Annotated in this window: 10 protein-coding genes; 6 read left to right on the forward strand and 4 right to left on the reverse strand. The window is 59.9% G+C overall.

Features of this window, described 5'->3' with window-relative positions:
* Positions 1-258 precede the first annotated feature (258 nt).
* Complete coding sequence (locus ABDK06_RS00250; protein WP_394937718.1) at positions 259-2,313, forward strand: S9 family peptidase; 2,055 nt, start codon at positions 259-261, stop codon at positions 2,311-2,313.
* A gap of 11 nt (positions 2,314-2,324) precedes the next feature.
* Here ABDK06_RS00250 and ABDK06_RS00255 read toward each other — a convergent pair whose 3' ends face one another.
* Entirely contained in the window at positions 2,325-2,954 is a 630-nt protein-coding gene (locus tag ABDK06_RS00255; protein WP_394937720.1) for a peptide deformylase, read from the reverse strand.
* 42 nt (positions 2,955-2,996) lie between these two features.
* Between ABDK06_RS00255 and ABDK06_RS00260 the strand changes: the two genes are divergently transcribed.
* Positions 2,997-3,395, forward strand: a complete 399-nt coding sequence (locus ABDK06_RS00260) for a hypothetical protein (RefSeq protein WP_394937722.1) — start codon at positions 2,997-2,999, stop codon at positions 3,393-3,395.
* Here ABDK06_RS00260 and ABDK06_RS00265 read toward each other — a convergent pair whose 3' ends face one another.
* Positions 3,396-3,914 carry a gluconokinase gene (locus ABDK06_RS00265; RefSeq protein WP_394937724.1) on the reverse strand — a complete coding sequence of 173 codons (519 nt, stop codon included), beginning with the start codon at positions 3,912-3,914 and terminating at the stop codon, positions 3,396-3,398.
* 210 nt (positions 3,915-4,124) lie between these two features.
* Between ABDK06_RS00265 and thrS the strand changes: the two genes are divergently transcribed.
* The 4 genes from thrS (at position 4,125) to pdxS (ending at position 8,380) form a co-directional block, all read left to right on the forward strand.
* Positions 4,125-6,134 (forward strand): threonine--tRNA ligase, encoded by a 2,010-nt coding sequence (gene thrS, locus ABDK06_RS00270; protein ID WP_394937726.1) that lies wholly within the window; start codon positions 4,125-4,127, stop codon positions 6,132-6,134.
* Positions 6,131-6,682, forward strand: coding sequence for an HIT family protein (locus ABDK06_RS00275; protein WP_394937728.1), 552 nt, complete (start codon positions 6,131-6,133; stop codon positions 6,680-6,682). Before thrS ends, ABDK06_RS00275 begins: the two co-directional genes overlap by 4 nt.
* Before the next feature lie 2 nt (positions 6,683-6,684).
* Positions 6,685-7,305 carry a phosphatidylinositol phosphate synthase gene (pgsA, locus tag ABDK06_RS00280; protein ID WP_394937730.1) on the forward strand — a complete coding sequence of 207 codons (621 nt, stop codon included), beginning with the start codon at positions 6,685-6,687 and terminating at the stop codon, positions 7,303-7,305.
* A 166-nt stretch (positions 7,306-7,471) separates the two neighbouring features.
* Positions 7,472-8,380, forward strand: a complete 909-nt coding sequence (pdxS, locus tag ABDK06_RS00285) for a pyridoxal 5'-phosphate synthase lyase subunit PdxS (RefSeq protein WP_394937732.1) — start codon at positions 7,472-7,474, stop codon at positions 8,378-8,380.
* 128 nt (positions 8,381-8,508) lie between these two features.
* Here pdxS and ABDK06_RS00290 read toward each other — a convergent pair whose 3' ends face one another.
* A complete protein-coding gene (locus ABDK06_RS00290; RefSeq protein ID WP_394937734.1) occupies positions 8,509-11,625 on the reverse strand; it encodes a type I restriction endonuclease subunit R in 3,117 nt (1,038 codons plus the stop codon).
* Entirely contained in the window at positions 11,622-11,939 is a 318-nt protein-coding gene (locus ABDK06_RS00295) for a hypothetical protein (protein WP_394937736.1), read from the reverse strand. The genes ABDK06_RS00290 and ABDK06_RS00295 overlap by 4 nt, the downstream gene beginning before the upstream one ends.
* Between the last annotated feature and the right edge of the window lie 102 nt (positions 11,940-12,041).

A 12,041-nucleotide genomic window follows, 5' to 3' on the forward strand; every position in this document is an offset into this window, starting at 1 on the left:
ATCCTAGCTCTGAGACGGCGCTGTCTCAGACGACCTCTACTCATTAGCCCCGTAGCGGTCGGGCTGTTTCGGTCGCGACTTCACCCACTCGACCGGTCTCGGTGCGGCTCGGGCATGGACTAAAGCTCCTGGTCGCTGATGAAGCGGGGAGGCAACGGACAGGGTCATCTGTACTGGGGCATCTGCACAAGCCATCTGCCAAGGCATCTGCACAAGGTCATCTGCACAGGGCATTTCCGGAGAGGTAGGCTCGGAAAGGTGAAACCAGAACACCTGCCGCTGATCAAAACCCTTTCCGCGCCGTCCTTGCACCCAGATGGCAACCGTGCAGTCATTGGGGTGACTCGCCCCGATTTGAGTGTGGATGGTTATCTTGGCCAGCTGTGGGAGGTCCGGTTGGACGACCTGGCGGAACCACGGCGAATCACCAGGGGCTTCAGGGACACGGCGCCAAAGTACTCGCCGGACGGCAAGGCTCTAGCCTTCTTGAGGACTAATCCTGGAGACGCTCCACAGCTGTACCTGGTGGAGGCTCAGGGCGGGGAGCCGCAGCAGCTGACCGATCAGAAGCTCGGCGTGGAGTCATTCCGCTGGTCGCCGGATTCCAGGCGCATCGTCTTTGCCTCTGCGGTGCCCCAGGAGGGGCGCTATGGCACGGTCGAAGGGGTAGCTGCGGGTGCCGAGGATCCGCGGCTCATCTCCGGCTACAAATACCGGTTGAACGGAGCGGGCTTCGTCGTCGATAAGCTCTCGCAGATCTTTGAACTTGAGGTTCCCCAGCAGACGGCGGAACCTCTTTTCGAACCCAGGGGCCGGGCCAAGCAAGGCGCTGAGAACGAGCCGTTCAAACCCTTCCCGGAGGCTAGACAGCTCACCGACGATGCTTTGACGCACTCGCAACCCCGCTACAGCGCCCAGGGGGAGAGGATCTATTTCATCGGGGAGCGACTGGACAGCGCCGATGGCTGCCTCGAACTGTATTCGATGACGGCTGAGGGCCATGAACTGACACAGCTCAATAATCAGCCCTTCGACGGGTTCTCCGTGATGAACGCGGTGGAGTCGAAGGACGGCAAATGGTTATTCGTGCTGGGAGAAGAGCTCAGCAGCAGCGGAACGGATTTCGTGGCGAGTCAAGTGGGCATCTACCTCCGCTCCGCCACAGAGCCTTTCGCCACAGAGTCTGGTGCGTGGCGACGGCTCTCTGATGCCACGAGCCGTGACTTCGGTGAATCTCCCGATCTGATCCCCTGGGGTGAGGATTCGGTGCTGGCCGTTGAACGCTCGCGAGGCGCCGGACGCCTGGTCAGGATCAGCGCTCAGGGCGAACTGGAGGATCTGCTGGACGAGCAACTGCTGATCACCGGGCTGGACGCGGTGATTGCTGCACACGGCGATGACCCGGCAATCGTGCTCAGCCTGACAGACAGCGAGAGCTTCGGTGATCTCGCGGTACTGACCGGGCAAGGACTGAACCGACTCACCGATTTCTCCCGGGAATTCCGCGATCAGGCGGGACTGATACCGGCCGAAGAGCAGGTCTTCTCCTCGTCCGATGGTTACCCGGTGCACGGCTGGGTGCTGCTGCCGGAAGGCGAAGGTCCGCACCCGGTTCTGCTCAACATTCACGGCGGACCTTTCGCGCAATACGGCTGGGGACTCTTCGACGAGGCACAGGTCTATGCCTCCGCGGGGTACGCCGTGGTGATGTGCAACCCGCGTGGTTCGGGTGGCTATGGTTATCAGCATGCTCGGGCGATTAAGGGGCAGATGGGAACTGTCGATCTGGCCGATGTGCTCGGCTTCTTGGAGGGAGCGCTCGCCGAATACCCTCAGCTGGATTCCTCAAGGCTCGGCGTGATGGGCGGCTCTTATGGCGGTTATCTGACCGCTTGGACGATCAGCCAGGACCAACGTTTCCGGGCCGCGATCGTCGAACGGGGATACCTCGACCCGGTGAGTTTTGTCGGCTCGAGCGATATCGGTTGGATCTTCCCCAGCGAATACAACGGAACCGATGCCGCTGCGATAGCGGCGCAATCGCCGATGGCGCACCTCGCCAAGGTGCAAACCCCGACCTTCGTGATTCATTCGGAAGAGGACTGGCGGTGCCCGATTGAGCAGGCACAGCGGTATTTCGTCGGGCTCAAGAAGCTCGGCGTCGAGACTGAGTTGTTGATCTTCCCGGGGGAGAACCATGAACTATCCCGTTCGGGGCTGCCGCAGCACCGGAAACAGCGCTTCGAGCACATTCTGCGCTGGTGGAGTCGCTACCTGCCCACCGAACAGAACCAGGCCGTCGTCGAAATCTAGAAACCAGAAATCTAGAAGCCCAAGCTTTCACGCGCCAGATCGATAGTCGGCTGGGCCCAGCGCTCCGCGTATTCAGCATTGTTGCTCAGCGAGCGGGTTTTCGCCTTGTCGATGTAGAGGGTCCCGGCGAGATGATCGGTCTCGTGCTGCACGATCCGGGCCTGCCAGCCGGCGAATTCCCGGTAGTTGCTTTCGCCCTCCGGCGTGATGAAGCTCAGGCCAACCGAACGGTGACGGCTGACCACGGCCTGCCAGCCTGACATGGACAGGCAGCCCTCGAAGAAATCCACAGATTCAGCACCGAGCGGCTGGTAGCTGGGATTCAGGACGGCGAAAAAGGGCAATTCCTGCCGTTCCCGGGTGAGTCGTACTTCTTCGGAGACCGGATGCAGGTCTTCCATTACCGCCAATTGCAGCGGAATACCGAGTTGCGGAGCGGCGAGTCCGACGCCGGGCGCGGCGTGCATGGTACGGCGCATCAATTCGATGAGCGCCTCGAGTTCGCCCTGTTCGAGCTGCCCGTCCCAGGGAGCCGAAACGACTCTCAACACGGGGTGTCCGGCCTGCACGATGGGCGGCACCGAGTCGCCTTGATGTTCTTCGAGAAGCTGCAGCACCGTGCTGCGGATCATTTCTGGCATGTTCAGAGTTTATGCCTTGGGGCAGGGTCGGTAAGCTGAATCATGAGCTCTTCAGACCGGGATCGGTTTTTTGTCTACTTCCGCTCCGGGGCGGCAACTCTTGCCAAGGCCCAGGAGACTCTGCCCCTCCATGACCTTGAAGCGACGAGTAGTACGGAGAACACTTTTACGGTAGAAGCCGAAGGGCTGAGCTTCCAGGTCAGCCTAGAGGAATCTGAACAGGTCGCTGCGGAGGCCAGCCAAGCAGCAGGCGCTGAGCAGCAGTGGCAGCCCCTCAAAGAATGCTCAGCTCGTTTCCTGGTGCAGATCTCAGATCTACAGGAGGCTCTTGAGGAGATCAATACCATGCTTGAACTGCAGGAAGCGCTTCAGGATAGCTGCGATGGTTATCTGGTGCTGCCCTGGAACGGCGGCATACTCGGCCCCTGGGGTGTGAACTGATCAGTCCGGCTGAGAGCTCAGCAGGCCGAGTCGCTCAATGATTTCAGCGACTTCCTGGGACGGCGATCCGCTGATCTTTACGCTCAGCGCGCGCTCGTCATCTTCGGGAGGCTCCAGGGCCTCGAACTGAGAATCCAGTAGAGATGAGGGCATGAAATGCCCGTGCCGGACAGAGAGACGTGCTGAAATTTCTTCGCGAGTCCCAGCAAGGTAGACGAAGACGACGTTGGGCAGTCTCAACCGGTCTCGATAGCGGCGTTTCAAAGCCGAGCAGGTGACGACGCCGGCCTGTCCGGTTCGCTCGTGCTCGGTGATCCATTCGGAGATCTTCTCGAGCCAGGGCCAGCGGTCTTCATCGGTCAACGGCGTGCCGGCTGACATCTTGGCGACGTTCTCCGGCGGGTGCAGCTGATCGCCTTCAAGGTAGTCCCAGCCCAGCTGCCCGGCGAGCAGCGCGGCTACCGTGGTCTTCCCGGAGCCCGAAACTCCCATCACCACGAGAATTGGATGCTCGTTCATCTAATCACCGCCGAAAGTAGGATCATCAAGCCGAAGCCGATGAATGTGGCCAAGGTGCGCCTGGGGTTTCAAGAGCTCCATCAGCACTGATCCCAACGCTAGCAGAGCGGCGAAATGACTTTCCACCGGCCTAGCCGATAACATCAGTGAAGGCTTCCGTGGTCCCCGTATGCCATGGTCAGAACGCCTTAAACCGCCTGGGAGGCACCTATGTCTGAACTCGTTAAAGTCACCGTCGACGGCGAAGCCAGAGAGTTCAGTTCGGGCACTACTGCTGCTCAGGTCTACCAGGATGATCGAACCGTGGTGGTAGCCCGGGTGAATGGCGAGTTGCGCGATCTGCATCAGCCACTGATCGACGGCAGCGCCCTGGAAGCAGTGACCATCGATTCACCCGATGGTTTGAACGTGCTCCGGCACTCCACAGCACACGTCATGGCTCAAGCCGTGCAGCAGCTCCGCAAGGACGCCAAACTGGGCATCGGTCCGCACATCACCGACGGTTTCTACTTTGACTTCGATGTCGAAGAGCCCTTCACCCCCGAGGATCTCAAGCAACTCGAGAAGATGATGCTCAAGATCGTCAATGCCAACCAGCGTTTTGTCCGCCGGGTGGTCAGCGAGACCGAAGCGATTGAGGCGATGAAGGACGAGCCTTATAAGCTCGAATTGATCGGCTTGAAGGGCAATAGCGCGGAGGCAGCCGAAGGCGCGGCTCAGGAGGTCGGCGCCGGAGAGCTGACCATCTATCAGAACCTCGATAAGGACGGCGAAGTGGTCTGGCAAGACCTCTGCCGCGGTCCGCACTTGCCCAACACCAAGCTGATTTCCAACGCCTATGCGCTGACCCGCAGTGCGGCGGCTTATTGGCGCGGCGACCAGGCCAATAAGCAGCTGCAGCGCATCTATGGCACCGCCTGGCCGACCAAAGACGCGCTCAAGGCCTACCAGGAGCGGATCGCCGAAGCGGAACGCCGCGATCACCGCAAACTCGGCACCGAACTAGATCTGTTCTCCTTTCCCGACGAGCTCGGCTCCGGGCTGCCGGTCTTCCACCCCAAGGGCGGAATCATCCGCAAGGAGATGGAAGATTACTCGCGGGCCCGTCATATCGAGGCCGGGTATGAATTCGTCTACACCCCGCACATCACCAAGGGGCACCTCTACGAAGTCTCGGGGCACCTCGACTGGTACCGGGATGGCATGTTCCCCGCGATGCACGTCGACGAGGAGCTGGCCGAGGACGGCACCGTGCGCAAACCCGGCCAGGACTACTACCTGAAGCCGATGAACTGCCCGATGCACAACCTGATCTTCCGCTCGCGCGGCCGATCATACCGGGAGCTTCCGTTGCGGCTCTTCGAATTCGGCTCGGTCTACCGCTATGAGAAATCCGGGGTGATCCACGGCCTGACCAGAGTGCGTGGCATGACCCAGGACGACGCGCACATCTACTGCACCAAGGAGCAGATGAAGGAGGAACTCACCTCCACCCTGAATTTTGTGCTCGGCCTGCTGAAGGACTATGGACTGGAAGACTTCTACCTCGAACTCTCCACCAAAGATCCGAATAAGTACGTCGGCTCGGATGAGGTCTGGGAGGAAGCCACTCGCACCCTGGCGGAAGTCGCCGCCGATTCCGGTCTGGAATTGGTGCCGGATCCAGCAGGCGCGGCATTCTATGGTCCGAAGATCTCGGTGCAGGCGAGGGATGCTATCGGCCGAACCTGGCAGATGTCGACGATTCAGCTGGATTTCAATCTGCCGGAGCGCTTCGAACTGGAATACCAGGCAGCAGACGGTTCCCGTCAGCGGCCGGTGATGATTCACCGTGCACTCTTCGGTTCGGTGGAGCGCTTCATGGGCGTATTGACCGAGCACTATGCGGGTGCTTTCCCAGCTTGGCTGGCACCGGTTCAGGTGGTGGGTATTCCGGTGGCTGAGGCCTTTGACGGTTACATCTCAGAGCTGATCGACCGGCTGCGGAAGGCCGGAATCCGGGCTCAAGCAGACCTCTCCACGGACCGTTTCCCGAAGAAGATCCGCACCGCGAGCAAAGATAAGATCCCCTTCGTGCTGATCGCCGGCGGCGACGACGTCGAGGCCGGGGCGGTCTCTTTCAGATTCCGGGACGGCAGCCAGGACAACGGGGTGCCGGTGGATGATGCGATTGAGCGGATCGTGAGAATCGTCAAGGAACGGAGCGACAGCCAGCGATGAGCGAGCCGACTGACGACTTTGAACTGGCCGGAGTGCCCGATGCGTTCCAGCGTCTCTGGACGCCTCATCGGCTGGCCTATATCAAAGGTGGTCAGGCGCAGTTCAACAAAGGGCAGGAGGATTGTCCCTTCTGCCTGGCTCCGGGCCGCAGCGATGAAGAATCGCTGATTGCCTTCCGAGGCGAACTCTGCTTCGTGGTGCTCAATCTGTATCCGTACAATCCGGGGCACCTGCTGGTCTGCCCTTACCGACACGTTCCCGATTACACCGACCTGACGATTGAGGAGACCGCTGAGTTCGCCGCGCTTTCGCAGCGCGGGATGAAGGTGCTCCGCAAGGTCGCCAAGCCCTCCGGATTCAATCTCGGGATGAACCAGGGGGTCACCGGCGGTGCGGGAGTTGCCGGGCACCTGCATCAGCACATCGTGCCTCGTTGGGGAGGCGATGGTAATTTTCTGCCGATCATTGCCCAGACCAAGGCGATCACTCAAACCCTGGGAGATGTGCGAGAGCAAGTCGCCCAGGCCTGGACAGAACAGCTGGACTGACAATGCTGAACAAATATGCCAGAGGCCTGTTCGCAGCGATTTTCAGGCCGGTGGCTCAGCTCCTGGTCGGCTGGGGAGTCTCTCCCGATCTGGTGACCGTCGTCGGCACTCTGGGAGTGATGGCCGGGGCGCTGATTTGGTACCCGATGGGGCAGCTTTTCTGGGGCACCGTGGTGATCACGGTCTTTGTCTTCTCCGACATCATCGACGGCCTGATGGCCCGGGAAGTCAAGCGCCAGGGCCCGTGGGGGGCGTTCGTCGATTCTAATCTGGACCGGGTGGGGGATAGCAGCGTTTTCGTCGGCCTGGTGATCTGGTTCTTCCTCGGTGGGCAGAACCCGGCCATCGCCATTTTCGCTCTGATCTGCCTTGTGCTGAGTTCCCTGGTCTCTTATAGCAAAGCTCGCGCAGAGGGCCTGGGCCTGACCGCGAACGTGGGCATCGCTGAGCGTTCCGAGCGCCTCGTCGTGGTGCTGGTCACCACCGGCTTAGTGGGCCTGGGCATCCCCTCCGTGGTCTTGTTCATTGTGCTCATCCTGCTCGCGATAGCCAGCGTGATCACCATTTTTCAGCGAGTACGGGTGGTCCGGACGCAGGCAATGGCTCTTGAAGGTACGGAATAAGTCGCGAAATCACAGGCTGAATCAGTGCGCTGTGAGCAGGCCACAGAAATTCCTGTGGCCCTTAACAGTGGAATATCGACTGAAATTGGCCTGCTCATCGCTGCGGAATGGCTAGGATCGGTGCTGATAGTGATGTGCGCCAAGCGCAGTATTTCGAGGAGCTGAAATGTCCGAAACACCCGAACAGCCCGGAACTCTGACCGGAAGCAGCCGCGTGAAACGCGGCATGGCTGAAATGCTCAAGGGCGGGGTGATCATGGACGTGGTCACCGCTGAGCAGGCGCGGATCGCTGAGGACGCCGGAGCTGTCGCGGTAATGGCCCTGGAACGGGTTCCCGCCGATATTCGAGCACAGGGCGGCGTCTCCCGGATGAGCGATCCGGACATGATCGACAGCATTATCGAAGCGGTCTCCATCCCGGTGATGGCCAAGGCCCGGATTGGGCACTTCGTGGAGGCTCAGGTTCTGCAATCGCTCGGCGTGGACTACATCGACGAGTCAGAGGTGCTGACCCCGGCCGACTACACCAATCACATCGATAAGTGGAAGTTCACCGTGCCCTTCGTCTGCGGTGCCACCAATCTCGGTGAAGCGCTGCGCCGGATCAATGAAGGGGCGGCGATGATCCGCTCCAAGGGTGAGGCGGGGACCGGCGACGTCTCCAATGCGACCACCCATATGCGCCAGATCCGCGCCGAGATCAAGCGACTGGGCTCGATGGCGGAGGACGAACTCTACGTCGCAGCCAAGGAACTGCAAGCGCCCTTCGAACTCGTCAAGGAGGTCGCCCAGCGCGGTTCGCTCCCCGTGGTGCTGTTCACCGCTGGCGGCATCGCGACTCCCGCCGATGCCGCGATGATGATGCAACTCGGTGCCGATGGCGTCTTCGTCGGCTCCGGCATCTTCAAGTCGGGCAACCCGGCGCAGCGCGCCGCGGCGATCGTCAAGGCCACCACCTTCCACGACGATCCAGACGTGATCGCCAATGTCTCGCGCGGCCTGGGCGAGGCCATGGTCGGCATCAACGTCGAGGAAATCCCGGAACCGCACAGGCTGGCCGAACGCGGCTGGTAAATCCAGTACATCCCTCGTCTGATCGGTATCTCAGCACCACTTTCCAGGGTGAAAGTGGTGCTGAGGCGTTTCTGCTCCACTTTGCGGGCAGAAAGCGGTGCTGGTGTTAGTTCAGTCCGCGACGTGTCTCAAACAGACGTCTTAGCGAACTCATGAAAGGCGCTAGCGATGAGTGAGATAAGTGTTGGTCGTCCAGGCGCGCTGGAGAAGAAATAGTCAGCCATTCTAGCGTGTGCTGCCTGGTTGTCCGACACGGCGAGCTTGAGGGCGTCGTCGAAGTCTGGGGACTCGCTAAACTGGCGGGTGGTGTTGACGCGAGCTTGCTGGACCAGAGTCTCGTTTTCCAGGAGGTTTCGCAACAAGCTTTCGATGAAGGACTGCTGCTGACCCGGGGTGAAGTCCTCGTCGCCGAACAGGTCGTTGAGGCGCTCAAGAACTTCCCGCAGCGCCACCAGCTTCGGGTCGCGGTTTGCACCGGTGCCGGCAGCAGTCATGCCCGCCAGGCCAATTCCGCCTTCCATCCCGATGTTGACCTTGCCTCTGTCGACCTGCTTCACATGTGTGAGGGCAAGTCCACTGAGGTCGAGCTCCTCTCGGTCCGCACCTTCGCGGATAAGGGCTGAGAGGAGACGAAGGTAGATTGCCTTCTTCTCCAGTTCGGCATCGCCATAGTCGATGATTTGGGACATGAAGTCATAGATCCGGACAAACGAGCCAACGTCCTTGCGGAACAACTCCAGCGTATTGATCTCCGCATTGTCGCCAGTGCCTCCATGCGCGAGCAAGGCTGCTTGCCAGCGTTCCCAGAACCGTTTTTGACCCGGACTGAGGGCCGCGGCGAGGGTGTTGTTGCCCCTGCCATTGACGTATGATTCGGCGCAGGCGTCGATCTCAGCTTTCGTGTAGATCGTCGCCTGATCGAGCTTAATGGAGATGTCGTGTACGAGATTGGGGTCGGTCTCAGTCTCCAGGAATGCGCCGAGGTAATACGGCTCGAAGGCATCGCGAATGTCAGCGGGATTGTTGACGAAGTCCACCACCTGGGTATCAACGGCACTCTTCACCTGCCCGTTTGGTGTGACGTACGTGCGGTTAAGTCTCGAAAGCGTCTGAACCGCCGTGACGCCCGAAAGCTTCCGATCAACGTACATCGCGCACAGTAACGGCTGATCAAAGCCTGTCTGGAACTTGTTGGCGACGATCATCACCTTATACTCGGGCTCACTGAATGTTGTGCGCAAGTCGTAGGTGCTCGGGTTCATGCTCGCTTCGGTGAAGTCCTTTGGCCCGGTCTCGGGGTCGCTGACCGAGCCAGAGAACGCGACTAGCGTCTGGTAGGCGAGTTGGCGGCGCTGCAGGTGCTTATCGATCGCGAACTTGTATCGCACGGCGGCCTTGCGGGAATCCGCGACCACCATGGCCTTCGCATGTCCGTCTAGCAACCCGGCGATTTGGTCGTGGAAGTGTTCGACAATGATGCCGGCCTTTTGGTCTATCGTCTGCGCGTGTAGTTTCACCCATCGCATCACCTGCTTGGTCGCCTCGGACTGATCCACTTCGCCACCACCGGTCTCGGCCTTCTGCCCGACTTGGAAGGCAAGCTGGTAGGAGTGATAGCCACGCAGGACATCGATGATATAGCCCTCCTCGATCGCCTGCCTCATCGAATAGACGTGGAAAGGCAACGGCATCTCAGCCGGATTGTTGTCGGGACGACGGCCGAACAGCTCCAGCGTCTTGGCTTTCGGGGTGGCTGTGAACGCGAAGTAGGAGATGTTTTGCGACGCCGCACGCTCGGTCACCTCCGCAGCAAGAACGGCTTCCACGTCGATCTCTCCGCCGTCGGCAAGGTCTTCGAGTTCCTCAGCGGTCAATACGGCCTTGAGCTGAGTGGCGGCTTGCCCGGTCTGGGAGGAGTGCGCCTCATCCGCAATAACAGCGAAGCGTTTGCCGGAGAGCCCCTTGTTCTTTCGGATCTCATCTAGTGCGAAGGGGAAGGTCTGGATGGTGCAGACGATGATCAGCTTCCCGTCCGCCAGCACCTTCGCCAGCAACCCTGATTTTGACTTAGCCTCGGAGCGGACTGCCGTTTCGCGGTCGATGGCCACGACGATACCGTGGTCCCCGTCGAGTTGCCGGACCGCGTCCTGCAGTTGGGCGTCGAGCACAGTCCGATCAGTGATTAGGATGACGGAATCGAAGACTTTCTCGTTGTTCACCTGCAAACGCGCGAGCCGGTGCGAGAGCCAGGAGATGGAGTCAGTCTTCCCTGACCCAGCCGAGTGCTGGATCAGGTATTTGTGCCCAACGCCCTCCTCGATCACCTTTTCTGTGAGCTGGGTGACGGCTTCCCATTGGTGGAAGCGTGGGAAGCGGATCGATGCCGACTTCGTGGTCTTGCCGGTGATCGGGTCGGTCGAGATTTCGTGTTTGACGTACATGAACCGGCCGAGGATGCCGAGCCAGGCGTCTCGATCAAGTACACGCTCCCACAGGTACGACGACGGCGATCCGTTAGGGTTGATGGGATTCCCCGCTCCGCCTTCCTCGGTGCCACGATTGAAGGGCAGGAAGCGGGTGGCATCGCCAGCGAGTTTCGTAGCCATCTCTACTTCGGTGTTTGAGACCGCGAAATGCACCAGTGCGCCCCGACCCACGGTCAACAGCGGATGCACCCGGCCGGTGCCGGGATCCTTTGGCAGGCGATCAATCTTGTACTGCTTGACCGCGTCCGCGATGGACTGGACGAAATCTGTCTTGAGTTCCAGCGTCGCCACCGGTAGGCCGTTCACGAAAAGCACCAGATCGATCGAACGTCCGTCGGCAGGAGAAAAATAAACCTGCCGCATGACGCGCACTCGAACCTTCTCGTAGTCCTCAACGGTTTTGGCGTTCAGTGTGGATTCCGGCTTGAACTGACACATTCGTAGCCGAGCGTTAACGTGCTTGATCTCCCCGCGTAGCACATTCAAGGTGCCACCGCCGGATTCCACTGGGGTCTCAAGCTGTTTCACCACGCGGTCAAGCAGCACTCCTGCCTGCGATCCGTCAATTGCCGCATCGGCAGGCAATACCTTGGACAGCGCATCGGGTTGGGTGTCCCGCCACCAGCCGATCATATCTTCGGAGAAGAGCGCTCGCTCTTTGTCGTAGCCGGCGTCGTTCTTTGAGTACAGCCAGCCGTTCACTGCCAAGTGGTCGCAGAGTTCGTTCTCGAACTCGATCTCTTTGTGGCCGGCCATCATGCTTCCCTCTTATGGGACATCTTGCGGATAGTCTTCTCTCCACGGATGCGCATTAGTTCCTCATGTAGTGGGTTAGATTCCTCAACAGCCACCACTACCACGATTTTGCGATCTTCTCGACGGTCAGGATCGGAGGCGAAGGTAATAATCTTCCAGCCGAGGTTGTGTCCAGCGCGACGACCAAGTGAACGAATCCGTGCAACTTCATCGGTGTCCGTTTCGTCGCAATGTCGCACAAATTGCCCGCGGAATTTGAGGCCGTCGATGATTTGCTCGAGAAGGAGTTCGTCTACGGATTCCGGTTGAGTCGCCATTAGACAATCTTACTGTCGAGGCTAACCAAGCTTGGGCTGTATGCGGCGATGGGCGTGCTGCGGTATCTGGGTTCTAATTTGATTTCCCGATGCTGAACCACT

This window comes from Psychromicrobium ferritrahens (assembly GCF_043789415.1).
Lineage (GTDB): Bacteria > Actinomycetota > Actinomycetes > Actinomycetales > Micrococcaceae > Renibacterium.